Source organism: Halorientalis marina (assembly GCF_023028345.1).
GTDB classification, from domain to species: Archaea; Halobacteriota; Halobacteria; order Halobacteriales; family Haloarculaceae; genus Halorientalis; species Halorientalis marina.
The window spans coordinates 1919742-1943405 of the sequence record NZ_CP095487.1; the positions used below are offsets into that span (position 1 = coordinate 1919742).

Sequence of the window (23664 nt, forward strand, 5' to 3'; positions counted from 1 at the left end):
GTCTCTCTCCGCAATCGCTGCCCATATGCGGCCGTCGTTGTTCTCAGCCGCTGGGAATCCGGATGGTCCCGGCAGGCCTGGGCCAGGGAGGGTAGATAAGACCCTGCATACTCAGGGTCGTGAGTGATGCAGGCAGGGTGTCGAGTTGAGCGTGTTATGTCAGGACAGGATCGGGCAGACGTACCGTGGCCCCAGCAGTTGCTGGAGAGTCCCTGGCTGCTGGCCGGGGCGGCGTTGCTGTTTTTCACGCTCTCGTACATCATCTGGGGTCTGGTCGATCTCATGGCAATCGCAGGAGGGTAACATGAAGTCACCACTCGAAGGCCCAGACGGAAACTGGTGGGACGAGAAGGTGAACAGGCGCGAAACCATCTGGCTCGGCATCTCGGGCGCGTGGGCACTGGGCCTGTTCGGCTGGATGTCCGGCTGGACGCAGTTCGGCAACCAGAACCCCATCGGCGAGTCGCTGGACGTTTCCACCGAACGGTTCCAGGAGAAAGTTACCGATTACAAGAGCCGGGCCGGTGAGGCCGAAGCGGGTCTGGTGCCGCCCGGAACGGATATCTACGTCGGCGCGGCCCGGTACGCCTTCGACGGCCTGCCGGTCGTGCTGGAGAAGGGGACCGAGTACACGTTCCACCTGGGTACCTACGACGTCCAGCACGGGTTCTCGGTGCGACTCGAAGACACCCTCTCGAAGCAGATGAGCCTGCAGATGCTTCCGGGGTACGAGTGGCTCGTGCCGATGTCCTTCGACGAGATCGGGACCTACCACGTCGTCTGTAACGAGTTCTGTGGCGAGGGGCACCGGACGATGCACTCCACCTTCGAGGTGCGTGACTCGCTCCCCGACGTGGAGATGGGCACCGGCACCGACGGGTCGGAAGACGGCCAGTACGACGGCTACCTCAGCAACGCGGACAACTTCGACGGCGAACCAGTCGACGAGACCGGCAGCGATTCGGTCACGATTCGAGTCGGCGCGGAAGGCAACGGCGGCGGCTTCGCGTTCGACCCCCCGGCCGTCCGGGTCGACACTGGAACGACCGTCACCTGGGAGTGGACCGGCGAGGGGGGCCAGCACAACGTCGTCGCGGAGTCGGGTGCTGACTTCGAGTCCGAACTGACCGGCGAGGCTGGCTTCACCTTCGAGCGGACGTTCGAGGAGAGCGGCGCTGTCACGTACTTCTGCCGGCCACACAAAGCCCTCGGAATGAAAGGCGTCGTGGAGGTGCTGTAGATGTTCGGAACGTACGAATACGACGACGACGGCTTCCGCACGTGCTCGGTGACGGGACTGGACATCCACAGGTCCGCCGAGGACATGGTGAAACTGTTCGGCGTGACGGCGATCGTCTCGCTGGCATTCGGTGGCATCTTCGCGATCTTCGTCGTCTTGACCCGCTGGGAGGTCGTCGGCCTGCTCTCCCCGGGCGACTTCTACACGTATCTCTCGATGCACGCGTGGCTCCTGCTGGTCTTCTGGATGGTGTTCATGGAGATCGCCGTCCTGTACGTGGGTGGCCCGTTCGTCCTCGGGCGAAAACTCCCGTGGAAGCGCCTCTCACAGGCGGCGTACGCGCTGATGGCCGGTGGCGCGGTGACGATCCTCACCGCGATCTGGCTCACCGAGCAACCGAATCAGGCGCCACTGCTGACCTCCTACGTCCCACTGCCGTCCTCGGAGTGGTTCTATCTCGGTGCGATCGTCTTCCTGCTGGGGGCACTCGTCGCGGCGCTGCCCTTCCTCGCGACGATCTGGAAGGAGAAACGGCAGAACCCCCACGGGACGATGCCGCTCGTCGCCTTCGGCGCGTTCATCACCTCGATCGTCGCCGCGGAGGCCATCGTCGGTGGACTCGTCACCTACATCCCGACGTATCTCTGGCGGATCGGGGTCTTCCCGGCGCTCGATGCGGCGTGGTACCGGCAGATGTACTGGATCATGGGTCACGGGACCCAGCAGATCAACCTCCTGGCGATGATCACGATCTGGTACTTCATGACCCACGTGGTCGGGGGTGCCGAGGTCGCCAGCGAGAAAGTCTCACGCACGGCCTTCGTGCTCTACCTGTTTTTCATCAACATGGGCGCGGCCCACCACCTGATGGTGGACCCGGGCCTCTCGCCGGCCTGGAAGATCTGGAACACCTCCTACGCCGCGTACGGCGCGGTCCTGGCGAGCATGATTCACGCGTTCGCCATCCCTGCGGGACTCGAAGTCGGACGCCGCAAGCGCGGCAAGGGTGGTGGCGTCTTCGGCTGGCTCAAGACCGCACCGTGGAGCGACCCCGGTTTCTCGTCTATCGTGATGAGCGTCATCCTCTTTGGCTTCCTGGGAGGCATCACCGGCGTCATGATGGGCCAGATGCAGCTCAACATGACCTGGCACAACACGCTGGCCGTGCCGGGTCACTTCCACGCCACCGTGGTCCTCGGGACGACGCTGGCGTTCATGGGGCTGAGCTACTACGTCCTCAGACTGGTCTTTGGCCGCGAGTGGGTCCTGAAACCGCTGGCGGTCATCCAGCCGTATCTCTACGCCGGTGCGATGAGCATCACGGTCCTCATGATGATGTACATCGGCATCCTGTTCGGTGTCCCGCGTCGTCACCCCTCGGTGATGGACATCCCGGGTACCGACTTCAGCTTCGCCGCCGCCAAGCCACTGTTTTTCATCTTCGGCATCGCCGCGCTGGTGGCGATCCTCGGCGGGGCACTGTTCGTCGTCGTCGCCGTCGGAACGCTGCTCGGTGGTGACAAGTACGAGGGTGCGCTCCCGGTCGAGCGGCCCACCGCCGTCGCCGACGGTGGTCCCGCGAGCGACGCGAACGGGACGTCGTCGGACGGGCAGTCCGACGGAAGTGACGACGACGAGGAAGGCATGGCCCACCACATGCTGAGCATGCGCGGGACGTTCATCCTCGCGCTCGTGTTCTTCGCCGTGTTCGTCGTGATGATGGCACTGAACTGGTTCCTGCTCAGCGGCCTCTGGAAGATCGGGTGACCACCATGCAGGACACCCACACCCCGTCGCTGACTCGCTCGCTCCTCTCGCTGTCCAAGCCCCGGATCGTCGCGCTGCTCACGCTGACGGGCGTAACCGCTGTCTTCGCAGCCGGTGGGTTACCGCTCGTCGAACTCGCAGCGTTCGTCCTCGCCGGGATCGGCATGGCCGGTGGCTCGGCCGCGCTGAACTGCTACTACGACCGGGATATCGACCCCGAGATGGAACGCACTGCCGACCGCCCGCTCGCGACGGGGCACGTCTCGCCGTGGGTCGCACTCGCGTTCGGAACGGGGCTGCTCGCTGCCGCGACGGCCGTCGGACTGCTCGTGCTCCCTGCCGTCTCGGTCGGGTACATGTGGCTCGGCGTCGCGAGTTACGTCGGCCTCTACACCGTCTTGCTGAAGCGACGCCACTGGCTGGGGGTCGTTCTCGGCGGGTCCGCGGGGTCGTTCCCCGTACTGGCCGGCTGGACCGCGGTCCACCCCGTCGCGGTCCCCGCAGCGCCGGCACTCTTGATGGCTCTCCTCGTGTTCGTCTGGACGCCCGCTCACGCGTGGGCGCTCGCTGTCGTCTACCGTGAGGATTTCGCTGCCGTCGCCATCCCGACGTTGCCGGTGGTCACCGACCCCGCTCGGACCCGGCGTGCCATCTGGCTGTCGGCACTGCTGACAGTCCTGACGGCCGCCGCACTGGTCCCGTTCGCGGGCCCGGTCTACGCTGGTGCGCTCGCTGCCGGCTCGGTGCTGTTCCTGCTGGCCTACCGCGGGTTCCTCACGGCAGGGACGGACTCGACGGCTGTCCGAGCCTTCTTCACCTCGAACGTCTATCTCGCGCTGTTGTTCGTCGGCTGGGCCGTCGACGGCTCGCTCGCGGCCGGACCAGCGGGTGCTCTCGGCAGCGCCGGTCTCTCGGCGATGCTGATCGGCTGGCTCTGGTCGCGGCGGCCCCGTCTCGGCGGGGTCCCGGCTGCGCCGGGACCAGACCTGCCTGCACTCGCGACTCGCGCGTACCACCGCGTCGTCACCGCCGAGGCGCCGTGAATGGAGGCGAACATATTCGTGACAATTCCCCTGTCCGGAGACAGCCTAGCAATCGATAGCGACCATCTGCTGTGATTTGAATGAGTCAGGAATCAGTCGAGTCCCCGTTGGAATGGACGCGCCGGGCCGCCGGTAACACCTGGAAGGCCGTCAAGAGCGTTTACTGGGCAAATTCACCGAGCTGGCGGTTTCTCAAGAGTGGCGCGCTGGTCTTCTTTGGGTTTTTCTTCTGGATGGCCGCGAACGTACTGCTTTCCTTCCAGTCGTCCTGGGAGTGGCTCTACTACCCGATGGCTTACGGGTTCGTTCTCGTCCTCTACGGGCCGTTCCATCACGTCGTCGTGATTCCGCTGGCTGTCCGTCTGCGCCGGGGAGGCCGCACTCGACTGAGCAAGCGACTGCCGAACGCCAGTCTCGCGGTGTTTTTCGCCATCGTCGTCGTTATCGGCACGGCCCCACCCGGCGTGATGGCCTTCGACTTCCAGTCGGCCATCGAGAGCTCGACGGGGACCGATATCGACCCGAGCCTGCTCTGTACGAAGAGTGTCAACGACGGAACCACCGAGGTCCACTGTCACCTCACCGAGTCGCGCGGGATCGACCACGTCCAGGTCGTGAGTAGCGGCGAGGTGGTTACCACCGACGAGGACCCCCCATTCGAGTTCACCGTCAGTGAGGACGAACTCTCGACGGTGACCGGGCAGAAACAGTTCCAGGTGGTGTTGCGTGACGGTGACGGGAACACTGTCCGCCGCTACACCCGGACGCTCGCGATGATCGAGGAGGCCGACTGATCTCGGTGGGGCTAGTGGTCGACGGCTCTTGCCAGTCGACACTCGGTTCGCTCACGTCGAGTGATCCGGCGTGCAAAGACCGCCGGACGCTGGCTTGACCCGCGGCTACTGCACGACTCGCTCGCCGAACACGACCCGAGACAGGGGACCCCGTCGCGGAGGTGTCGCCGAAGACGACGCCAGTAGAGTCGCTCGGCCTCGTCCGGTGTCTGACACGTGATACCACGTCGAAAGGTTTAGTCCGCCGGTCGTGCAAGGGAGGGGTAATGGCGGAGACCTGTTCGACCTGTGGACTCCCCGACGAACTCTGCGTCTGCGAGGACGTGGCAAAGGAGGCCCAGGAGATCACGATCAGGGTCGACGAGCGGCGGTACGGTAAGGAGATGACGATCATCGAGGGACTGGACCCGAACGACGTCGACGTTGACGACCTCGCGTCGGATTTGAAATCGGCGTTCGCCTGCGGTGGGACTGTCGAGGAGGGGACGATCCAGCTCCAGGGCAATCACTCCGACCGGGCGCGAGAGGAACTCCGGGAGCGGGGATTCTCCGTGTCCTGAGAGGCACGCACGAATCCGGTACGGTCAGCGCTCGACGCGCTCCCAGGTGTCGGACTCGATGGTCGCGCCGGGACAGCTCGGGTAGTAAATCGCGAGTTCGTCCTCCGACTCTGTCGCCTGCAGGTCCGGGCCGTTCTCGCCCTCGCAGTTGCTCTCGGGATAGGCAAACGGCGTCTCGCGGGCGGGAATCTCATCGATGCTCCGGTACTCGGTGGCGTCCGCCGTGGTCGGCGGTGCCGATTCGATTCCGTCCTGCCCGCTCCCGTCCCCGGTCACGTCCGCGTCCTCCCTCTCGGTCGAGGTACCGACCGGCCGCGACTGGAACCCCATCACACGCCGCCGACAGGACGCCACGAACGACCGAGCCGCGCGCACGAATCTCGTAGCCAGGGACGCGCCCGGAGCGGACTCCACTCCCTCCGGAGCGTCGTCTTCGAAGGGTTGCTGGGAGGGCGTGTTACCCATACACACAGATAGGCGTGGCACTACAAAACGGTTGTGACGAGACAGTGGCTGCGAGGTTCGGCGGGGATAGGATTATGTCATCGCCCGACGTGGCCGGGCACACAGTGACTGCGAACCGAGCCACGGTCGGGGAGGTGCCCGAGGACATGGTCCAGGTGCTCGACGCCGACGGGCGAGTGCTGGACGACGCGGCGGTTCCGGACCTGCCCGACGAGCAGTTCGTCGAGATGTATCGTGAGATGTGGCTCGCCCGCCACCTGGACGAGCGCGCCATTTCCCTCCAGCGCCAGGGCCGCATGGGGACCTACCCCTCGCTGGCGGGCCAGGAGGCCGCCCAGATCGGGACGACCCACGCGCTTTCCGACTCCGACTGGATACTCTACCAGTACCGCGAACACGGGGCCGTCGTCCACCGCGGGCTCGCCCCCGAATACCTCCTCTACTGGCAGGGCCACGAGGCCGGCAACGAGTGGCTAGCCGAGAAGAACGTTTTCCCAATCAACATCTCCATCGGGAGCCACCTCCCCCACGCGACTGGACTCGCGTGGGCCGCGAAACTGAAAGGTGAAGATACCGTCTTCGCCTGTCACTTCGGCGACGGCGCCACGAGCGAGGGCGATTTCCACGAGGCGCTCAATTTCGCCGGTGTCTTCGACGTCCCCGCGATCTTCGTCTGTAACAACAATCAGTACGCTATCTCCATCCCACGGGAGGAACAGACCGCGAGCGACACTATCGCCCAGAAGGCAGAGGCTTACGGCTTCGACGGGATTCAGGTCGACGGGATGGACCCGCTCGCGAGCTACCAGGTGATGAAAGCCGCCGTCGAGAAGGCACGGGACCCGGACGAGGACCAACTGCGCCCCTCGCTCATCGAGACCGTCATGTATCGCTTCGGCGCTCACACGACCGCCGACGACCCCTCGGTCTACCGCGAGGAGGAGGAAGTCGAGCGGTGGCGCGAGCGCGACCCACTCCCGCGGATGGAGCGGTTCCTCCGGGACCGCGGCCTGGTCGACGACGAACGCCTCGACGCCATTCACGAGGCGGCCCGCGAGCGCGTCGCCGAACTCGTCGACGAAGCAATGGGCTACGAACCGGACCCCGAGCAGCTGTTCGAAAACGCCTACGAGGCACCGACGCCGCGGGTCCGCGAGCAGCGGGAGTACCTGCGAGAACTCCGGCAGCGTCACGGCGACGACGCACTGCTGGACGAGGACTGACTACAGTTCGATCCGTTCGACGATCTGGTCGGGCTGTTCGTGTTCGTTGACGGCGACGATACGAACGTGCTCTTCGAGCCCCGAATCCCGGAGTTTGGCCTTCAGGAGGTTGTCGACCTGGTAGACCCCGGCGGCGTTGTTCATTTCGATCTCGACGAGGACTCCCTTCTCGTCGCCCGGCCGCAGACTGACCCGCTTGATGGCCTGACTCGAGACCGTGTTGATGCCACGGCCGCCCTGTTCGTAGGGGATGCGCGAGCGCCCCTTCTCCATGTCCAGCGCGTCCGCGACCCTGACTACGCCAGCCTCGGTCGTCAGCGGGTTCTCCTCGGTCGTGTGACAGAGAATGGCGTGGAGGATTTCGCCTCTCATCCGGACGGTTTCGGCGACGTCGTAGAAGCCGAGGTCGTCGAGCACGCGGTCGAGGATGTCCGCGGCCAGCGGGATCGAGTAGTAGGTGTGGTCGTCGCGGTGGACGACGTGTCCGATGTCGTGCAGTTCGGCCGCGAGGGCGACGACGACCGCCTCGTCGGCCTCGTCGAGTCCCTGATCGGTCGCGCCGTTGAACTCGACGCCGGCACCTTTCAACAGGTCGTAGAGACACATCGCCCGGTTGCGGACGATGCTGACGTGTTTCTTCCCGTGGTCGTTGTACCGCATACGGTCGACCGGGTTGACGTTCTGGGCCTCCAGGTAGGCGGTGATTTCGGCGTCGTCGTCGACGTACGCGAGGGCTTCGTTGACGCGCTCGTCGGGGAACGCGTGGTCGGCGTCGGGGTCGTAGACGCGGCCGCCCCGCGTGTCGTCTGCATCACTCATGAGGACGCCGACGCGTGCCAGACAAAAAAGGAGTGGGTGGTGCGGTCCGCCTCAGGCCGCTTCGGCCGCGGACTCGACTTCCTCGTAATCGGGTTCGACGCTCGGGTCGTCGCTGACCCAGGCGTAGGTGACCTCGCCGTCACCGTTCACGACGAACACCGCGCGCTTCGCCACGTCGTGGACGCCGAGTTCGGCGAAGTCCATGCCGATGCCGTACTCAGCGATGACCTCCTTGTCGGCGTCGCTGATGAGGCCGAAGTTCAGGTCGAGTTTGTCGCGGAACTCGTTGAGCGCGAACGGGGAGTCGACGCTGATGCCGTAGACCGCCGCGCCGAGGTCCTCGAAGCTCTCCATCCGGTCGCGGAACTCGGTCATCTCGTGGGAGCAGACCGAGGTGAACGCGCCCGGGAAGAACGCGAGGACGAGTGGTGCCTCGTCGAGCCGGTCCGAGAGGGTGAATTCGCCGATGTCGCCGTCGGCAAGCGGTGCCGTGAAGTCCGGAGCAGTATCGCCTTCTGAAACCATCGGAGAGACATACACGGACGCGCACAATGATAGTTGCGTTCGGTACCGCCCCCGTTCACAGGAGCAAAAAGCCTATAATCAGCCTTCGGCTACCTTGAGATACACATGACCGGAGCTATTCCGTTGTTCGGGGGCATTCCCGGTGGGCCCGAGATGCTCGTCATCCTGCTCATCGCGATCCTCCTGTTCGGCGCGAACAAGATCCCGAAACTCGCCCGCTCCTCGGGCGAGGCCATCGGCGAGTTCCAGAAGGGGCGCGAGGAAGTCGAACAGGAACTCCAGCAGATGCAAGAGGGCGAGACCAAGTCCGCCGACGACACCGCGACCACGGCCGCGGAGGCCACCGAGGAAACGACCGAGAGTACGGCGACCGAAACCGAGAGCGCATCCACGGGCAGCACGGGCGGCAGCAGCGAGTAACTCCCGCGTCCGTCTTTTTTCGAGACCGCGTTCCCAGCCGCCGGTCCCGTCACTCGCTCTCGCCGTGGACGACTTCGAGTCGTACTTTCTGGCCGCCCTCGGGCGTCGAGACGTGTATCGTCCGCCCGCTGAGTTCCACCTCCATATCCTCGTAGTCGTAGTCCTCTCCGGGGTCGGGTGCGAGGATCAGCGAACCGTCCGGCCCGGACCTGAACGTCACAACGTCGCGCATACCCGGGCCTCGCCCGGTCGGCGCAAAAACCTGCCGCCGAGGATTAGATCGTCGGGTGCTTCCGATGTTGTGGATGTAAAGCGCGTCGTTGAGACAGAAGGCCCACCCTCAAGGAAGCCGCGCTAGCGGCTGAGTAGGGTGGGGTAGTTCACAGTTCGTTGCCGCAGTCACGACACTCGAACTCGAAGCGGCCGTCGTCGGTGAGGCTCATCGCGTGGTCTGTCTCTTCGTCGCACTCGCTGCAGAACAGGAGGGCGTCGATCTGGTCCCAGTCGTGGCGGGCGCCCGGTGCGCCCATCGCGAGGCCACGGAGCGGGCCGTCACCACTGTTGCGGCCGGTCTGGTACTCGCCGGGTTCGAACCGGATGGCCTCGTCGGTCCCGATCACGTGCTCGTCGTCGGGCGTCTCGAACGTCGCCTCACCTTCGAGGACGTAGAACACTTCCTCCTGGTCGTGGTGGCGGTGCATCCCCCCGGAGAAGGACTCCTCGGGCTGGAGCTCGAAATAGTTGAACGCGAAGTCCGTCGTCCCGAGCGCCTGTGAAACGGGTTTCCGAATCGACTGATCGGCGACGGGGTTGGTCTGGACCTGCACGTCGTCGAGTGATACTTTCTCCATACACGGCGATGTGACGGCCGGTACCTAAGCGTTTCCAAGAAAAGAAACGGTTTTTCGGCCGGTGGTCCAACGGTCGGTAGGGCGTGTGGCCTAGTGGACAGGGCGAGGGGTTCCTAACCCCTCGATCCCGGGTTCGAATCCCGGCACGCCCGTGCAACGAGACACGAACGCAGTGAGTGTCGAGTGAACCGGAACCGGGATTCGAAGTAGACCGAGGTTCTGCGCGAAGCGCAGGTTCTCGGGCGTGGTTCGAATCCCGGCACGCCCATCGCTTCGGCCGCGACTGTCCCGCGTCACCACTCTCGACTCATCGCTTTTGCTGACGGAACCGGCCGTCGATTCCATGTCGGGGGTGTCACAACGGGCTCGAGTATCGAACCCGGGACGGCTTCGAGGTCCGACCGACAGCGGGGGGTCGGTCGAAGGAACAGGCTTCCGGGTTTCAATGAGCGTTATCTCGCTCCGACCACCGGCTCAATGACTGGTTTTGTTATTCGATTCGATTGAACAGTTCTGAACTGTCAGGTAATGATATGTGAGCACGACACAACGTCCGGGTGGGTGGTGGACACACATGGCAGCAGGGCACAACCTCTCGACGGGGATCAGGGAGATCGACGCGAAACTGGACGGTGGGTTCGAACCGGGGAGTCTGGTGGCACTCGTCACGTCGCCGAACACGCCGAGTTACGCCGTGTTACACGAGTTGATCCGGCGGCGCCCGACGCTCTATATCTCTACCCTTCGCCCTGCGTCAGTCGTCGAAAACGACCTGCCGGCCGGGGTGGACCGGCAGGCCGACCTCACGCTGGAGGAGGTGGGGAAGGCATCGACCGAGAACTTGATGTTACACGAATTGACCGGAAGCGACATTCACGCGGCGAAGACGACGGAACCGGATCGGCTCTTCGACGAGGTGTTCGACATCGTCAAGCGGATCGACGAGCGCCACAACGTCATCATCGACCCGACGAACCCGCTGGAACGGAACGCCTGTCGCGCCGACTATCGGACGCTCCTGTCCCGGGTGGCCTCACACATCCACGACGCAGACAGTATCGGCGTCTTTCACTGCACGTCGCTCGGAGAGCCACCGGCGTTCCGCGAGACGACGCTGACCGTCGCGGACGTCGTCTGGGAACTGAACACGGTCTCCGACAAGAACGGCGACCTCAAAGTCCGGACGCAGATGCCGAAAAACAGGGGCGGCGATGCACTCCTCGAACGGATGGACCTCGTCGTGAGCGGGTCGAGCGTGACGACCGACCAGAGCAGAACGATCTGAGCGATCCCTGACTCGCCACGCCGTCGCGGTCAAGTCGGGGCCGTAACGACGCACCTACCTGTTGCTGGTCGTGCCCGGACTGCGGAGTGGAAATGTTTTTGTCGAATAGCAATAGATAGAAAATATCTCGCTTGGGGGCGAGAGGGATATGGGACTGACCGATCAGATACGCGGCGGAATCTTCGGGGTATCGGAGAGCAACACGACGGCGCTGAAACACGGGACGCTCCTGGTGATGAACCTGGAGTTGATCTCGATGTTCCTGTCGGGGACGGGGAGCTACACGCTTCTCGTCTGTGGCGGGATCGTGACCGGTCTACTCTGTCGTGGGACGCTCAAAACGGCGCTGTGGCACGGGCTCGCGGCCGGCGTCATGGGCGGGTTCGTGATTTCGTTCGTGTTCGCCGGTCAGTACGGCGCGCTCGGCTGGAAGGTGAACCCGAAACTGCTCGTGACCCTGCTGGGCGGGGACCTGTACTGGCTCTACGAGCTGACGCCGATCGTCGCGTTCGTGGGGATCATCGGCCTCGTCGTGGTCGACGTGATGCTCGGTGCCGGTATCGCCGGGGCCGTCCGGACGGGGATCGACCAACTCGACGCGACCGACAGCGAGGGTGCGGCGACGGCCGACGAGTGACCGGCGGGCTTCCACTGGCCTTTTTATTCGCCTTCTGAAGCAAGGAATTTATACGGGGGGTCACGAACGATCAGATGGACGTATGTCCGACCGCGACGCGTCAGGCTCCGAACGGAAGGGGAACAGGGACGAGGGGACAACTGACGACGACGGGCGTTTGCCCACACCCGGCGGACTCCGCGCGATGGTCTGATCGGGCGCTCCCCGAGCGCCCGTTCCGACTGCCGGAGTGTATCGTCGGATGCGTTCTCCCCGCTCGTGCGCGACTGTGAGTGGCTGCTCCGCCCGGAGTACGGCCCGGTCTGCTCCGCTCGACCGCCGTTCAGGGGAACAGCGCGGTGGTGTCGGGGTCGGTTTCGATCCGCCGGTACTCGCGCCCGTCGCGTTCGACGATGCCGTGGGCCTGAAGATGCTCGAGGTGTGCGCTGGCCTCGCCGGGGCCATGCAGGATGTGGATGTTCGAGAGGTCGCCGAAGAGGTGCGCGCTGATGCGCCAGGGTGTCGCCGGTTCGTGTTCGGCGAGGGCAGCGAGGACGTTCTCCGTCCGCTCGCGGTGGTGGTCGATGATCTCGCGAGCGCGTGCGGTCGGGTCCTCGATGGGGTACCGGTGCCCCGGGTGTGCGCGGTCGAAGCCCGCGTCGGCGACGCTGTCGAGCGTCGAAAGGTACTGCGCGAGCGCACCGTCGACGCGCACGTCCGCACCACCGACGTTCGGGGTGTACTCCGGCAGGAGCGCGTCGCCACTCAGGAGTTCCTGCCCGTTTGCCCCCTGGCGGACGTACCCGGTCAGACCCGCCGTGTGGCCGGGCAGGTGCATCGCTTCCAGTTGCTCGTCGCCGGCGGCGACCGACTCGCCGGGCGCTATCGGTTCGACCGTTGCACCGGTCCCGTTCAGCCGCTCGTCACCGTCGAGGAAAGCGAGCAGTTGCTCCTGTGCTGCTGCCGGCATCCCCCACTCGTCGAACAGGCGCTCGTGGCTGGCGTCCATGTCCGCCTCGGCGTCGGGGTCGTGTTCCACCAGCGGGGCATCGGCGGCATGACAGCGGACCGTCGCCCCGCTTTCGGCCTGGATTTCGCCGGTCAGACCCGCGTGGTCGGCGTGGAAGTGCGTCAACAGCACCTGCTCGATGGCAGCGAAGCCGACACCGGCCTCGGCGAGGCCGTCTTCGAGCTGTTCCCGCGTCTCCGGCGTCGAGACACCGGTATCGACCAGCGTCGTCGGTCCGTCGCCGTTGAACAGGTACGCGTTGTTCAGCCCCTCGAAGAAGGAGTTCTCCAGCTGAATGCGCTTCACGCGTCGATCACCCCGACGCGACCGCCGCCGGCGACGCCGGGTGACAGACCGACCGTGTCGCCGGCGGAGAGTGTCGTCGCTTGCCCGTCACGGTCACGGATGTTCTCGTCGTTGACGAGGACGTTCACGTGTGGGCGAATCTCCCCGTCGCTCGTGAACAGGAGCGAGTCCAGCCCCTCGTACTCCACGGCGAGGTCGCGCAGCGCGTCCTCGGCCGTCGTTCCTTCTGGGAGGTCCCGCGTCACCGACTTCGTTCCGATGGCGTCCCTGACCGTCGCGTAGGAGACGAACTCCACGTCCATACCCACGCTATCGCTCGATCCCGCATAAATCCACATCCCGGGCCTCGTCGCCGTGGCCGTGGACGGTGCTCGCGCCGTACCGACGGGGGATACATCGTTTGTCGAAATCACATCTTCTACTTCCATCGTTGTTCTCTCTCCCTCTAATGGTGACCAGTGTATTCTATCTTGCCCCGAGTCGTAACCAAACGGTTACAAATCCCCGGTGTGAGTTGGCCGAACATGGGACTCGTTCGCGCATCGGAAGAACGGTTCGAGGAACTGCCAGGCTACCCGTGGGACCAGGAGTACGTCGACGTCGGCGGCCCGGAGATGGCGTACGTCGACGTCGAGGGCGACGGTGACGAGACGTTCCTCTGCCTGCACGGCGAACCGACGTGGTCGTACCTCTACCGGAAGATGATCCCGACGCTGTCGGACGTGGGTCGGGTGGTCGCACCCGACCTCGTCGGCTTCGGCCGGTCGGACAAGTTCGAAGCCCAGGAGGACTACACATACGACCGGATGTACGACACGGTCGAGACCTTCGTCGAGGAACTCGATCTGACCGATATCACCCTGGTCTGCCAGGACTGGGGCGGCCTGCTCGGCCTGCCGGTCGCGGCGAACAACCCCGACCGATTCGCCCGACTGGTGCCGATGAACACCGGCCTCATGGACGGGACGGCGGGGATGCCGGACGTCTGGCACGACTTCAAGGACATGGCGAAGGAGGACCCGAACTTCGACGTGGCCCAGCTCGTCGACGGGGGTTGCCTCTCCGACCTCGACGAGGACGTGAAAGCCGCATACGGCGCGCCGTTCCCCGACGAATCACACATGGCCGGCGCGCGCATCATGCCGAGTCGCGTCCCCACCGACCCCGAGATGGAAGGAGCCGACACCATCGGCGACGCCCGCGAGACCTTCGCGGACTGGGAGAAACCGGTGTTCGTGCTCTTCTCGGACTCCGATCCCATCACGCACGGCGCTCGTGACGACCTGCGTGACCTCTTCCCGACCGCCGACGAACAGCCCGACACCTGGATAGAGGGTGGCGCGCACTTCCTGCAGGAGGACAAAGGCGAGACGGTCGCCGCGGAGATCGTCGACTTCGTCGAGCGGACCTGACGGCGGCGTGGCGGTCGTGCCGCGCCCGCGTCTCGGCTGTCAGGCGTCGTTGACGACGATAGCGCCGTGGCCGCCGAAGATGCGGTGGTCGCCGCAGCCGTAGAGATAGACGCCCGGTTCGTCGAGCGTCACCGAGTAACTCCCTCGCGCGCTGCTCGTGGACTCGCTGTTCGAGACCTCCGTCGGCGTCTCCTCCCAGTCGATGGAGTGGTTGCCGCCGCGGCCGGTCCAGTCGAACTGGATCTCGGCTCCCGGGTCGACCAGCGGCGCGATGGGACGGAAGCCGTAGGCCCCATCCTCCGTGTCGGCGCCGACCGTGATCTCGACGGTGCTCTGCCCCCGCTGGTCGCTCAGCCGCCCGGAGTACTCGTAGTCCGCGAGCCAGTCGTCGACCCGCGGATAGCCGCTGAGGGTCTGTGGCTCCTCGACGAGGACCGCGCCCCGCATCCCGAAGTTACTGTGTGTGTCACACTCGTAGAGGTACAGCCCGGTCTCCTCGAAGGTGACCTGGAACGAGAGACCGCCACCTTCCCGGGGGTCGCCGCTCCGGAACTCCCCGTTGCGCGCGGAGACGTTGTGTGCGCCCCCTTCGCCGCGCCACTGCCAGAAAACCGAGTTGCCGGACTGGATGCGAACCGCCGGCGGGGAGAACGCGAAGGCACCGCCGTTGCCGTCTGCGCCGACCTGGACGCTGACCCGGTCCTCGCCCCGACGGTCCTGGATCGTCCCGTTGTAGTTCGAGGTGTTCTGGAGCCAGCTGTCGATCGCGCCCTCGGGATCGGCGTAGGGCGTGCGCTGACTCTCCGTCGCCTGAACCGTCTGCTGCTCGGGCTGTTCGGTCGGCTCCGGGACCGTCTCCGTCGGCTCCGGTGCCGTCGTCGCCTCCGTCGACGTGGCCGTCGCCGTCGTCTCGTCGGTGTCCTCGTCGTCGTCCTCTTCCTCCGTCTCCTCGGAACCGCCGCCCGAACAGCCGGCGATCCCGACCGCCGACGACGCGAGCCCGATTCGAATGAACGTTCGCCGCTCTGGTGTCCACGTCATAGAGAACTACGTTACCGCCCGCAAATATAAATTCCCTGACTTCAGCGGGCGGGGCTGATTAGTGGCCGGCGTCCCAAGCGGTCTTCATGGACGCTATCGCAGGGGGACGGGGCCGTTGACCGTCCTCGTACTGGGGGACCAGCTCACCCGCCGCCACGGCCCCGTGGCACGACGAGAAGACGAGCGTGTCCTCATGATCGAAGCCAGCGCGTTCGCCCACCGACTCCCCTATCACCCCCACAAACTGACGACCGTCTTCAGCGCCATGCGGCACTTCCGGGACGAGTGCCGAGCCGAGGGGCGGACGGTCGACTATCATCGCGTCGAGACGTTCGCCGACGGGTTCGCGGCGCACTTCGACGCCCATCCCGACGACGAACTCGTCGTCATGCGGCCGGCGAGCCACGGCACCGCCGAGCGCCTGCACGAACTGGTCGCCGACGCCGGCGGCACGCTGACCGTCGTCGAGAACGAGGCGTTCCTCTGCTCGCCCGCGGACTTCGACGAGTGGGTCGGCGACGCCGACCGACTCAAACACGAGCGATTCTACCGGTTCATGCGCCGCGAAACCGGCTATCTGATGGACGGCGACGAGCCCGTCGGCGGCGAGTGGAACTACGACGAGGAAAACCGCGAGACGCCGCCCGAGGATTACGACTCGCCCGAGCCGCCGGCCTTCGAGATCGACGAGACGACTGCCGAGGTCCACGAGTGGGTCCGTGAGACCTTCGACGGCGGCTACGACGACCCACCCTACGGCGGCGACTGGGCCGACCCAGCGTGGAACGGCGACAGTTTCCCGTGGCCCGTCACTCGCCGGCAGGCCTGCCACGCACTCGACACCTTCGCGACCGAACGGCTCGACCGCTTCGGCCACTATCAGGACGCGATGCGCGACTCGGAGTGGGCGCTCCAGCACAGCCTGCTCTCGACGGCGCTCAATCTCGGCCTGCTCCACCCCGCGGAGGTGGTCGAGCGCGTCGTCGAGGAGTACGAATCCCGGGACGTCCCCCTCAACAGCGTCGAGGGGTTCGTCCGCCAGGTGCTCGGCTGGCGGGAGTTCCTCAGACACGTCTACCGGCGGGAGATGCCCGAACTGGCAGACGCAAACCAGCTGGGCGCTGCCGAGGACCTGCCCGAGTTCTACTGGACCGGCGAGACCGACATGGCCTGCCTCTCGGACGTGATCGACGGCGTCCGAGCGCGCGGTTACTCCCATCACATCGAGCGGCTGATGGTCCTCTCCAATTTCGCGCTCACGTACGGCGTCGAGCCCGCACAGTTGAACCGCTGGTTCCACGCCGCCTACGTCGACGCCTTCCACTGGGTGACGACGCCCAACGTCGTCGAGATGGGCCTGTTCGGTGCCGGCGTGTTCGCCACGAAGCCATACGCCTCCTCGGCGAACTACGTCGACAGGATGTCCGACTACTGCTCGGGCTGTCCGTACTACAAGACAAAGACCACTGGTGACGGCGCCTGCCCGTTCAACGCCCTCTACTGGGACTTCCTCGGGCGCAACGAGGACGAACTGCGCTCGAACCACCGGATGGGGCTGGTCTACAGCCACTGGGACGACAAAGACGAGGACGAACGCGAGGAAATCAGGGACCGGGCCGCGGAGATCAGGGAACTGGCCGAATCGGGCGACCTCTGATAGCCCGCGAGAAAGGGGCGGTCGCCGCTCAGCGCCGCAGGAAACCGAGCAGGCGATAGTCCTCGTCCGGCGTGTACTTCCGGAACAGGAGGCTGTTCGCCAGCACGGAGACGCTGGAGAGTGCCATCGCGCCGGCCGCGAGCACGGGCTGGAGCAGGCCGAGCGAGGCCAGCGGAATCATCGCCGTGTTGTAGCCCAGCGCCCAGAAGAGGTTCTGTTTGATCTTCGCGAGCGTCCCCTCGGAGACGCGAATGGCCTTCAGCACGTCCTGTGGATCCGAACGCATGAGCGTCACGTCCGCGGCCTCGATTGCCACGTCCGTCCCGCTCCCGATGGCGACGCCGACGAACGCCGCCGCGAGCGCGGGCGCGTCGTTGACGCCGTCGCCGACCATCATCGCCCGCCGGCCGTCGGACTGGATCGCTTCGATGGCGTCCGCCTTGTCCTCGGGAAGGACACCGGCGCTGACGTTCTCGGCGGGAATGCCGACCTCCTCGGCGACCGCCTCGGCGGTCCGCTCGTTGTCGCCGGTGATCATGTGGACGTCGAGGCCGCGGTCCCGGAGCGCCGACACGGCCGCCTTCGCGGACTCCTTCACTGTGTCCGCGTCGGCGACGACGCCGACGACCTCGCCGTCCAGCGCGACGAGCATCGCCGTCTTGCCCTCGCGTTCCAGGCGTTCCATCGCGTCGAGGGCCGGCGCGGGGTCGACGCCCTCGTCTTCGAGCAGTTTGCGGTTCCCGACCAGGACCTCGCCGTGGCTCGTCGTCGCGCGCACGCCGTGGCCGGGGACGTTCTCGAAGTCCTCGGGCTCTTCGGGGTCGATGCCGCGCTCGCGGGCGCCCTCGACGATGGCCTGCGCGAGCGGGTGTTCGCTCCCGCGTTCGGCGCTGGCCGCGACTTCGAGGACGAAATCCTCGTCGACCGCTCGCTCGAGTCGACCGCCGTCGGCGACTGTCTCGCCACCGTCGGCGGCCGCGCCGTCGACGACTTCAACGTCGGTCAGGCGCATCTCGCCCTCGGTGAGCGTCCCGGTCTTGTCGAAGACGACCGTGTCGGTGTCGCGGACGCGTTCGAGCACGTCGCCGCCCTTGAAGAGGACGCCGTTGCGCGCGCCGATGGAGGTCCCCACCATCGTCGCCGCCGGCGTCGCCAGGCCCAGCGCACAGGGACAGGCGATGAGGACGGCGCTGGCGAACACGAGCACCGAGAACTCGAAGAGGGGGATCGTCCCGCCCGCGACCGTCGGGCCGCCGGCGACGACGCCCCACAGCGGGAGCGCGTCGACGAAGCCGCCGAGTGCTCCGGGGAAGAGGTACCAGAGAGTGGCCCACAGCAGGGCGTTCGCGATGACCGCGGGGACGAAGTAGGCGCTGATGCGGTCGGCGACGTTCTGGATGTCGGGCTGGCGGCTCTGGGCCTCCTTGACCATCGAGACGATCTGCTGGATGGCTGTCTCCGACCCGACCTTCGTGGCCTCGACGACGAGCACGCCGTTCTGGTTGACCGTCGAGCCGACGACCTCGTCGCCCTCCGATTTCTCCACGGGGACGGACTCGCCGGTGACCATCGACTCGTCGACCGCGGACTCGCCGTCGACGACGACGCCGTCCGTCGGCACCTTCTCGCCCGGCCGGACCTTCATGCGGTCGCCGGGTTCGACCTCGTCGACGGGGACCTCGCGTTCGGTCCCGTCGTCGCCGGACTCCGTCCGGCTGCCAGAGGCGTCGTCCGACGCCTCGCTGTCGTCCACGAGCGTCGCCGTGTCGGCCTCCATCTCCAGCAACTGCCGGATGGCGTCGCCGGCCTGCCCCTTCGAGCGGGCTTCGAGGTAGTTACCCAGCGTGATGAACACGAGGATGAGCGCGGCCGTGTCGAAGTACAGCCCCTGCCCGGCGATGAGGCCGAGCAGGACGGCGACGCTGTAGAAGTACGCGGTCGAGGACCCCATCGCGATCAGCACGTCCATGTTCGCGCGGCCGTTCTTCACGAGCGCCTGGTAGGAGTTCTCGTAGAACGGCTTCCCCAGCGCGTACTGTACCGGCGTCGCGAATGCGAAGGCGACCCAGCCAAAGGAGAGGCCGAACACCGAATCCGGGAACGTCCCCGGGAAAAAGAGGTGTTCGGCCATCATCGCCAGCAACGGGAGCGACAGCGCCGCCCCGAACAGCGTCAGGCGCTTCTGTCGCTCGATCTCTTCCCCGCGGGCGGCGTCTTGCCGTTCCTGGGTTGACTGTCCGTCCGCGTCGTCGCCGGCGGCGCCGTCGTCACGCACAGGCGAATATCCAGCATCCTCGATAGCGTCGTAGAGCGCGCCTCGGTCGGTGTCCGCGGGGTTGTACTCGACGCGTGCCTCGTCGGTCGCGTAGTTGACCTCGGCGTCGATTACGCCCGGCGTCGACAGCAGTGCCTCCTCGTTGGTCTCCGCGCAGTTCGCACACGACATGTCCGTGATGGGGACGGTCACGGTCGCGCGTGCGGGGTCGTAGCCGGCCTCCTCGACGGCCGCGTAGATTTCCGCCAGCGACGCCCGCTCGGGGTCGTACGTCACCGACCCCTCGTCGGTCGCGTAATTGATGCTGGCTTCCTCGACCCCCTCGATCCCTTCGGCCGACTCCGTGATCGTCGCTGCGCAGTTCGCACAGCTCATCCCGCCGATCTCCAGCCTGGTCGTTCTCGATACCATTGTCCTATCTATACCTAGGGCCCCCTCGTTCAAGCGGTTTGTTCTTTATATAGTTCGACCGAGAACCCTCCAGACACTCGAATCCAAAGCATTACTGCCAGTTTTCTTGTCCGATGTAAGTCACCCCGGGAGCGCGATGTTGATGACGGCGACCACGAGCCCGGCCAGTCCCATTCTGGCGCCGGCGACGAGCCAGGACTGTTGTGAGATGCTTCCCATGTAGGCACCGAACACGAAGAGGAGGCCAACGCCGACCGCGATGGCGGCGAGCGTGGCCCCGAGCATCGACACCGTCGCGGGGGCGAAGGCGTAGGGGAGGATCGGGAGGATGATGCCGATCAAGGGCCCGATCCCGCTCATGGCGGCACTCCGGAGGCGCCGCTCGGACTGTTGCGCCTGGACGCGCGTGCCCTCCAGCCCGGTGAGCATCGCCGTCTCGATCTCCGCCAGCTCGATCCGTTTCTCCGCGCGCTCGATCTCCCAGACGCTCCAGACCCCGGAGGTGGCGAGGCCGACGGCAGCGCCGAGTCCGACTTTCACCACCGTTACGCCCTCCGGGACCCCGGAGAGGTACGAGCCGACGGCGACGCCGATGCTGGTCAGCGTCCCGTCGAAGCCGTTGGAGATGAAGTACCGGCGCGAAATCGCGTCGAAGTGGCGGCCCACCCACGCCCGCATGCGGGAGACGAGTCCCGACATCTCAGTCCTGGGGCGTCTCCCCGGCATCGATGAGACGGTCGCCACAGGCGAGTTCGTCGACGGAGTGGACGCTGGCGCCGAACCCGTCGATGACCGTCCTGACCGCTTCGAAGTCGATATCGTCGCCCTCGAGCGTGAGCTTCACGTTCTCGACCTCACGGTCGTACTCGACGAGCGTCGCGTTCACGCCCTCGACGCCGTCACAGTCGGCGGTGCGACGGGCGAGTTCAGTCATTTCCGGTTCGTGTGGCTTCAACACGTCGAGGACGAGTCGACGGATCGGGACCATACGCCGGCTTCGGCGGCCGTCCACATAACGCTCAGGAGTCGATCCCTTCCTGGAGGGTCTCGTACTGCTCGACGAACTGTGATTCACAGGAGCCACAGCAGAAGTGGTATAGCTCGCCGTCGAGCCGCGCCGTCTCGCCCTCGACGGTGACGGTGTTGCCACACTCGGCACAGGCGGGGGCGAGTTCGGCCTCGCCCATCCCCGGCGACCAGTCCGTATCGGTCAGCAGGTCCACCTCGTAACTCGCGACCGCGTCGAGGTCGACTGCGTCGTCGAGGAGGTCCTCCACGTCGGCGTCCGGGACGGTCGCGGTGACCACCAGCCGCTCGTCGGCGGTGGTGAAGACGTGTTCGATCGGGTCCGCAGTCTCCAGCCCCGCCCGGAGGTCAGCGGCCCGGCCCGGCCGCGCGGTCAGGTCGAGCAGCAGGGGGATGCCCTCCCGCAGCATCGAGCGGTCGATGTCGACAGTGAAGCGGCGGAGCAGGCCGGTCTCCCGGAGGCGGTCGACCCGGTCGGAGACCGCGGGCGCGGAGAGGTCGACGGCCTCGGCGATTTCGCTGTACGGGCGGCGACCGTCCGCCAGCAGGAGATCCAGTATCTGCCGGTCCGTCTCGTCCAGGCCGCGCATCCTACCGCCCCATCGAGTAGAACTCCTCGTTTGGCGTGCCGTCACTGTGTAAAACAACTAAGTGCATGGGGTCACTTGGCATGTGCATGGCGAACCAAGACGACCCTCGTTATCGCTACCAGCGAAACCGGCAATCCATGCAGGAGTGTGACGACATTCCGCAGGCGGATAAGGACGACATAGCAGAGTTCCTTGATGCAATCGACCCGGAGAACCTAACCACGAATTTCGTAAACGAGGACGGCGAAACGGAAACGAAGAGCACCAACACGCTACGGACCTACGTGTATGGACTCAAGCGCGTGGCAGAGGTAACAGATACACCACTCGGGGAGTTCACTGCCGACGATGTGAATGAATTGATGGGGGCGCTTCGTGAGGGGCGGGTCGACCACGAAAACGTCAAAGACGACGGTTATAGTAACTCGTATCTCAAGCCGTGGCAGGCGGCTCTTCGTGGCTTCTATCGGTATCACGATTACGAGGTTGATCCGAACGAGATAGTGATTTTCACGCAGGATAAATCAAGTGTTGACGACCGGGATATGTATACCCGCGAGGAGGTGCAGGCACTTCGTGAAGCGGTCGACAACGCACGCGACAAGTGTATGCTGGAATTGTTCTTGAACACGGGGCAGCGGATTCGAGCGATTCAGACGCTTCGTGTGAAGGACGTGAAGCCGAACGAAGGGGCCACTGGCGTTTACTATCTTAACACGGACATGGAAGGGCTGAAAGGTGCCGACCAGAACGGGGCCAAGCGTCCGCTCCTTGGTGCGAAGCGGGCGGTCAAGGACTGGTTGGACTTTCATCCCAAGAGTGAGAACCCCGAAGCGTTCCTAATCACGCCACGGAACGATCATTCATGGGCCAAGTCCGGCGAGCAACTCTCTCAATCTACGATCCGCCGGACGCTCAAGAAACTGGCCGACGAAGCGGAGATTGACAAGCCACCGAACCCCCACAACTTCCGGCACTACTTCGTGACGATGTGCAAACGGCACTACGACATGGACGACGCCACGGTTAAGCACCTTATCGGCCACGGGGAGGGGAGCACGGTCATGGAAACGACCTACCAGCACTTGACCGACGAGGACCACATCAAGGACGCCGAAGTTGAGTTTGGGGTTCGGGACGAAGAGGAAGAATCACCGTTCACACCGCCGGTCTGCCCAACCTGTGACGATAACCTCGCACCGGACGCAAAGGCGTGTGAGGGGTGTGGAACCGTGTTCGCACCGAACGCACAGGCAGCGAAGGACCAAGTTGAATCGGACATGAAGCAGTCTTTCGCCCAAACTGAACCCGGCAGTGACACCCAAGAGAAAGTCGACCAGCTAGACGAACTGCTGGATGATCCCGAAGTGAAAGCCGCCCTGCTTGAGAAACTGAACGAATGACCGACGACTATCAGACTGCCACGCGGGAGATGGTTCGCACGCGGTTACAGAACATGGACCCGTATGAGTTTGAGCACTTCGTAGCCGACCTGTGGACCTACATGGACTGGAATACGAAGGTCGTGGGCGAACCCGGCGATAAGGGCATTGACGTGGTAGCAACCACACCCGAGAACAAGCAACTCATTCAAGCCAAGCGATACGGCCCCAATACGACCGTTGGGAGTCCCGAAGTGCAACAGTACGCTTCGCTTCGGCTTCAAGAGGAAAACGTCGACCAAGTTACTATCGTCACAACCGGCACGTTCTCGACTCAAGCCGAAGCACTAGCCCCTGATTTGGATGTGCTGTTGATCGACGGGAGCGAACTTATCGGGATGATCTTAGAGCTTGACGCCGTAGAATTGATAGCCGAGTATTTCGAGGACGTGGAACTACGAAGTGAGGTTGAATCGAACACGACTCACAGTGAACAGAGCGGTGTTATTTCCCGGTTCAAATCCTGGTTGGAGTAAGGCCAATGACTGATGAGATTCCCGACGATCTACTACCCGACGAACCGCAACATATCGGTGGGAAGCGATTCGAGGACGGGCGGCTTCTCGGTGCTATCTTCCCAAGTGACTCATGGACCGAACATGATTCCCCGATTGAATGTATGCGGTGTGAGGAACAAAAGATGAAATCGTACGTGGGGTACGATGAGGAGACGAAAGAACCCGTCTATCTATGCGCACCGTGCCATGGTGTTGCCGCTGGCGAAGCCTTCGGTGATGTGGATATAGACGATCTAGACGATTCCTAGTTGACCGAACACTTACACCGGGTTCTCTGTTAGATGCACATAACAGGGCAATAACCGGGCGATACGAGACAGTTACCACTCGTAACTACGCCTGAGACTGTCCCCTGTCACCGATTCGGGT

At 64.8% G+C, this 23664-nt stretch carries 27 protein-coding genes and 1 tRNA gene; 16 read left to right on the top strand and 12 right to left on the bottom strand.

What is annotated here, in order from left to right; genetic code table 11:
* Positions 1–156 precede the first annotated feature (156 nt).
* The 6 genes from MUG96_RS09700 (at position 157) to MUG96_RS09725 (ending at position 5404) form a co-directional block, all read left to right on the top strand.
* Complete coding sequence (locus MUG96_RS09700) at positions 157–303, top strand: hypothetical protein (RefSeq protein ID WP_246982023.1); 147 nt, start codon at positions 157–159, stop codon at positions 301–303.
* Position 304: 1 nt separating this feature from the next.
* The gene (locus tag MUG96_RS09705; RefSeq protein ID WP_246982026.1) at positions 305–1240 is read left to right on the top strand and encodes a halocyanin domain-containing protein; all 936 of its coding nucleotides are present in this window, start codon (positions 305–307) and stop codon (positions 1238–1240) included.
* Positions 1241–3007, top strand: coding sequence for a cytochrome c oxidase subunit I (locus MUG96_RS09710; protein ID WP_246982028.1), 1767 nt, complete (start codon positions 1241–1243; stop codon positions 3005–3007).
* Positions 3008–3012: 5 nt separating this feature from the next.
* Complete coding sequence (cyoE, locus tag MUG96_RS09715) at positions 3013–4050, top strand: heme o synthase (RefSeq protein WP_246982031.1); 1038 nt, start codon at positions 3013–3015, stop codon at positions 4048–4050.
* Between the two features lie 80 nt (positions 4051–4130).
* A complete protein-coding gene (locus tag MUG96_RS09720; protein WP_246982033.1) occupies positions 4131–4844 on the top strand; it encodes a hypothetical protein in 714 nt (237 codons plus the stop codon).
* 266 nt (positions 4845–5110) lie between these two features.
* A complete protein-coding gene (locus MUG96_RS09725) occupies positions 5111–5404 on the top strand; it encodes a translation initiation factor (RefSeq protein ID WP_246982034.1) in 294 nt (97 codons plus the stop codon).
* Between the two features lie 24 nt (positions 5405–5428).
* Here the strand turns inward: MUG96_RS09725 and MUG96_RS09730 are convergent, their stop codons facing one another.
* Positions 5429–5869 carry a hypothetical protein gene (locus tag MUG96_RS09730; protein WP_246982036.1) on the bottom strand — a complete coding sequence of 147 codons (441 nt, stop codon included), beginning with the start codon at positions 5867–5869 and terminating at the stop codon, positions 5429–5431.
* A 146-nt stretch (positions 5870–6015) separates the two neighbouring features.
* Between MUG96_RS09730 and pdhA the strand changes: the two genes are divergently transcribed.
* Positions 6016–7092 carry a pyruvate dehydrogenase (acetyl-transferring) E1 component subunit alpha gene (gene pdhA, locus MUG96_RS09735; protein ID WP_246988662.1) on the top strand — a complete coding sequence of 359 codons (1077 nt, stop codon included), beginning with the start codon at positions 6016–6018 and terminating at the stop codon, positions 7090–7092.
* Here the strand turns inward: pdhA and MUG96_RS09740 are convergent, their stop codons facing one another.
* Together MUG96_RS09740 and MUG96_RS09745 are read right to left on the bottom strand one after the other, a co-directional pair.
* Positions 7093–7911, bottom strand: coding sequence for an HD domain-containing protein (locus MUG96_RS09740; protein WP_246982038.1), 819 nt, complete (start codon positions 7909–7911; stop codon positions 7093–7095).
* Positions 7912–7962: 51 nt separating this feature from the next.
* The gene (locus tag MUG96_RS09745; protein WP_246982040.1) at positions 7963–8436 is read right to left on the bottom strand and encodes a redoxin domain-containing protein; all 474 of its coding nucleotides are present in this window, start codon (positions 8434–8436) and stop codon (positions 7963–7965) included.
* Between the two features lie 105 nt (positions 8437–8541).
* Here MUG96_RS09745 and tatA point away from each other — a divergent pair, with 105 nt between their 5' ends.
* Positions 8542–8856 carry a twin-arginine translocase TatA/TatE family subunit gene (tatA, locus tag MUG96_RS09750; protein WP_246982042.1) on the top strand — a complete coding sequence of 105 codons (315 nt, stop codon included), beginning with the start codon at positions 8542–8544 and terminating at the stop codon, positions 8854–8856.
* Between the two features lie 49 nt (positions 8857–8905).
* On the opposite strand, the gene MUG96_RS09755 is transcribed toward tatA, so the two are convergent.
* Entirely contained in the window at positions 8906–9088 is a 183-nt protein-coding gene (locus MUG96_RS09755) for a hypothetical protein (protein WP_246982051.1), read from the bottom strand.
* A 148-nt stretch (positions 9089–9236) separates the two neighbouring features.
* Positions 9237–9707 (bottom strand): cupin domain-containing protein, encoded by a 471-nt coding sequence (locus tag MUG96_RS09760; protein WP_246982053.1) that lies wholly within the window; start codon positions 9705–9707, stop codon positions 9237–9239.
* 79 nt (positions 9708–9786) lie between these two features.
* On the opposite strand from MUG96_RS09760, the gene MUG96_RS09765 reads away from it, so the two are divergent.
* The 3 genes from MUG96_RS09765 to MUG96_RS09775 all read left to right on the top strand — a co-directional run bounded on the left by MUG96_RS09765 (position 9787) and on the right by MUG96_RS09775 (position 11629).
* Positions 9787–9859, top strand: a tRNA-Arg gene (locus MUG96_RS09765).
* Between the two features lie 422 nt (positions 9860–10281).
* Positions 10282–10992, top strand: coding sequence for a DUF7125 family protein (locus tag MUG96_RS09770; protein WP_246982055.1), 711 nt, complete (start codon positions 10282–10284; stop codon positions 10990–10992).
* 148 nt (positions 10993–11140) lie between these two features.
* On the top strand, positions 11141–11629 hold the full coding sequence (locus MUG96_RS09775) for a hypothetical protein (RefSeq protein WP_246982058.1): 489 nt from the start codon (positions 11141–11143) through the stop codon (positions 11627–11629).
* 322 nt (positions 11630–11951) lie between these two features.
* Here the strand turns inward: MUG96_RS09775 and MUG96_RS09780 are convergent, their stop codons facing one another.
* Together MUG96_RS09780 and MUG96_RS09785 are read right to left on the bottom strand one after the other, a co-directional pair.
* A complete protein-coding gene (locus MUG96_RS09780; RefSeq protein ID WP_246982060.1) occupies positions 11952–12923 on the bottom strand; it encodes an MBL fold metallo-hydrolase in 972 nt (323 codons plus the stop codon).
* Positions 12920–13225: a ubiquitin-like small modifier protein 1 gene (locus tag MUG96_RS09785; RefSeq protein ID WP_246982062.1), complete on the bottom strand. Its 306-nt coding sequence runs from the start codon at positions 13223–13225 to the stop codon at positions 12920–12922. The genes MUG96_RS09780 and MUG96_RS09785 overlap by 4 nt, the downstream gene beginning before the upstream one ends.
* 222 nt (positions 13226–13447) lie before the next feature.
* Between MUG96_RS09785 and MUG96_RS09790 the strand changes: the two genes are divergently transcribed.
* Positions 13448–14335 (top strand): haloalkane dehalogenase, encoded by an 888-nt coding sequence (locus MUG96_RS09790; RefSeq protein WP_246982064.1) that lies wholly within the window; start codon positions 13448–13450, stop codon positions 14333–14335.
* 39 nt (positions 14336–14374) lie between these two features.
* Here the strand turns inward: MUG96_RS09790 and MUG96_RS09795 are convergent, their stop codons facing one another.
* On the bottom strand, positions 14375–15376 hold the full coding sequence (locus MUG96_RS09795; RefSeq protein WP_246982066.1) for a halocyanin domain-containing protein: 1002 nt from the start codon (positions 15374–15376) through the stop codon (positions 14375–14377).
* A gap of 115 nt (positions 15377–15491) precedes the next feature.
* Here MUG96_RS09795 and MUG96_RS09800 point away from each other — a divergent pair, with 115 nt between their 5' ends.
* Complete coding sequence (locus MUG96_RS09800; protein ID WP_246982068.1) at positions 15492–17033, top strand: cryptochrome/photolyase family protein; 1542 nt, start codon at positions 15492–15494, stop codon at positions 17031–17033.
* Positions 17034–17061: 28 nt separating this feature from the next.
* On the opposite strand, the gene MUG96_RS09805 is transcribed toward MUG96_RS09800, so the two are convergent.
* The 4 genes from MUG96_RS09805 to MUG96_RS09820 form a co-directional block, all read right to left on the bottom strand.
* Complete coding sequence (locus tag MUG96_RS09805) at positions 17062–19719, bottom strand: heavy metal translocating P-type ATPase (RefSeq protein WP_246982070.1); 2658 nt, start codon at positions 19717–19719, stop codon at positions 17062–17064.
* Between the two features lie 120 nt (positions 19720–19839).
* Positions 19840–20418 (bottom strand): VIT1/CCC1 transporter family protein, encoded by a 579-nt coding sequence (locus MUG96_RS09810; protein WP_246982072.1) that lies wholly within the window; start codon positions 20416–20418, stop codon positions 19840–19842.
* 1 nt (position 20419) lies between these two features.
* Positions 20420–20707, bottom strand: coding sequence for a DUF211 domain-containing protein (locus MUG96_RS09815; RefSeq protein WP_246982074.1), 288 nt, complete (start codon positions 20705–20707; stop codon positions 20420–20422).
* 31 nt (positions 20708–20738) lie between these two features.
* Positions 20739–21335, bottom strand: coding sequence for an AsnC family transcriptional regulator (locus MUG96_RS09820; protein WP_246982078.1), 597 nt, complete (start codon positions 21333–21335; stop codon positions 20739–20741).
* A gap of 86 nt (positions 21336–21421) precedes the next feature.
* On the opposite strand from MUG96_RS09820, the gene MUG96_RS09825 reads away from it, so the two are divergent.
* Genes MUG96_RS09825 through MUG96_RS09835 form a run of 3 tightly spaced genes read left to right on the top strand, consistent with a single transcriptional unit; the run spans position 21422 to position 23543 of the window.
* Entirely contained in the window at positions 21422–22738 is a 1317-nt protein-coding gene (locus MUG96_RS09825; RefSeq protein ID WP_246982079.1) for a tyrosine-type recombinase/integrase, read from the top strand.
* The gene (locus MUG96_RS09830; protein ID WP_246982081.1) at positions 22735–23253 is read left to right on the top strand and encodes a restriction endonuclease; all 519 of its coding nucleotides are present in this window, start codon (positions 22735–22737) and stop codon (positions 23251–23253) included. Before MUG96_RS09825 ends, MUG96_RS09830 begins: the two co-directional genes overlap by 4 nt.
* 5 nt (positions 23254–23258) lie before the next feature.
* Positions 23259–23543, top strand: coding sequence for a hypothetical protein (locus MUG96_RS09835; protein ID WP_246982083.1), 285 nt, complete (start codon positions 23259–23261; stop codon positions 23541–23543).
* The last annotated feature ends 121 nt before the right edge of the window (positions 23544–23664 follow it).

What these genes read in the sequence shown, in the direction of transcription:
- MUG96_RS09700 (WP_246982023.1), top strand. Translation starts at nt 157, where the DNA reads ATGTCAGGACAGGATCGGGCAGACGTACCGTGGCCCCAGCAGTTGCTG.
- MUG96_RS09705 (WP_246982026.1), top strand. Translation starts at nt 305, where the DNA reads ATGAAGTCACCACTCGAAGGCCCAGACGGAAACTGGTGGGACGAGAAG.
- MUG96_RS09710 (WP_246982028.1), top strand. Translation starts at nt 1,241, where the DNA reads ATGTTCGGAACGTACGAATACGACGACGACGGCTTCCGCACGTGCTCG.
- cyoE (WP_246982031.1), top strand. Translation starts at nt 3,013, where the DNA reads ATGCAGGACACCCACACCCCGTCGCTGACTCGCTCGCTCCTCTCGCTG.
- MUG96_RS09720 (WP_246982033.1), top strand. Translation starts at nt 4,131, where the DNA reads ATGAGTCAGGAATCAGTCGAGTCCCCGTTGGAATGGACGCGCCGGGCC.
- MUG96_RS09725 (WP_246982034.1), top strand. Translation starts at nt 5,111, where the DNA reads ATGGCGGAGACCTGTTCGACCTGTGGACTCCCCGACGAACTCTGCGTC.
- MUG96_RS09730 (WP_246982036.1), bottom strand. Translation starts at nt 5,869, where the DNA reads ATGGGTAACACGCCCTCCCAGCAACCCTTCGAAGACGACGCTCCGGAG.
- pdhA (WP_246988662.1), top strand. Translation starts at nt 6,016, where the DNA reads ATGGTCCAGGTGCTCGACGCCGACGGGCGAGTGCTGGACGACGCGGCG.
- MUG96_RS09740 (WP_246982038.1), bottom strand. Translation starts at nt 7,911, where the DNA reads ATGAGTGATGCAGACGACACGCGGGGCGGCCGCGTCTACGACCCCGAC.
- MUG96_RS09745 (WP_246982040.1), bottom strand. Translation starts at nt 8,436, where the DNA reads ATGGTTTCAGAAGGCGATACTGCTCCGGACTTCACGGCACCGCTTGCC.
- tatA (WP_246982042.1), top strand. Translation starts at nt 8,542, where the DNA reads ATGACCGGAGCTATTCCGTTGTTCGGGGGCATTCCCGGTGGGCCCGAG.
- MUG96_RS09755 (WP_246982051.1), bottom strand. Translation starts at nt 9,088, where the DNA reads ATGCGCGACGTTGTGACGTTCAGGTCCGGGCCGGACGGTTCGCTGATC.
- MUG96_RS09760 (WP_246982053.1), bottom strand. Translation starts at nt 9,707, where the DNA reads ATGGAGAAAGTATCACTCGACGACGTGCAGGTCCAGACCAACCCCGTC.
- MUG96_RS09770 (WP_246982055.1), top strand. Translation starts at nt 10,282, where the DNA reads ATGGCAGCAGGGCACAACCTCTCGACGGGGATCAGGGAGATCGACGCG.
- MUG96_RS09775 (WP_246982058.1), top strand. Translation starts at nt 11,141, where the DNA reads ATGGGACTGACCGATCAGATACGCGGCGGAATCTTCGGGGTATCGGAG.
- MUG96_RS09785 (WP_246982062.1), bottom strand. Translation starts at nt 13,225, where the DNA reads ATGGACGTGGAGTTCGTCTCCTACGCGACGGTCAGGGACGCCATCGGA.
- MUG96_RS09790 (WP_246982064.1), top strand. Translation starts at nt 13,448, where the DNA reads ATGGGACTCGTTCGCGCATCGGAAGAACGGTTCGAGGAACTGCCAGGC.
- MUG96_RS09795 (WP_246982066.1), bottom strand. Translation starts at nt 15,376, where the DNA reads ATGACGTGGACACCAGAGCGGCGAACGTTCATTCGAATCGGGCTCGCG.
- MUG96_RS09805 (WP_246982070.1), bottom strand. Translation starts at nt 19,719, where the DNA reads ATGGTATCGAGAACGACCAGGCTGGAGATCGGCGGGATGAGCTGTGCG.
- MUG96_RS09810 (WP_246982072.1), bottom strand. Translation starts at nt 20,418, where the DNA reads ATGTCGGGACTCGTCTCCCGCATGCGGGCGTGGGTGGGCCGCCACTTC.
- MUG96_RS09815 (WP_246982074.1), bottom strand. Translation starts at nt 20,707, where the DNA reads ATGGTCCCGATCCGTCGACTCGTCCTCGACGTGTTGAAGCCACACGAA.
- MUG96_RS09820 (WP_246982078.1), bottom strand. Translation starts at nt 21,335, where the DNA reads ATGCGCGGCCTGGACGAGACGGACCGGCAGATACTGGATCTCCTGCTG.
- MUG96_RS09825 (WP_246982079.1), top strand. Translation starts at nt 21,422, where the DNA reads ATGGCGAACCAAGACGACCCTCGTTATCGCTACCAGCGAAACCGGCAA.
- MUG96_RS09830 (WP_246982081.1), top strand. Translation starts at nt 22,735, where the DNA reads ATGACCGACGACTATCAGACTGCCACGCGGGAGATGGTTCGCACGCGG.
- MUG96_RS09835 (WP_246982083.1), top strand. Translation starts at nt 23,259, where the DNA reads ATGACTGATGAGATTCCCGACGATCTACTACCCGACGAACCGCAACAT.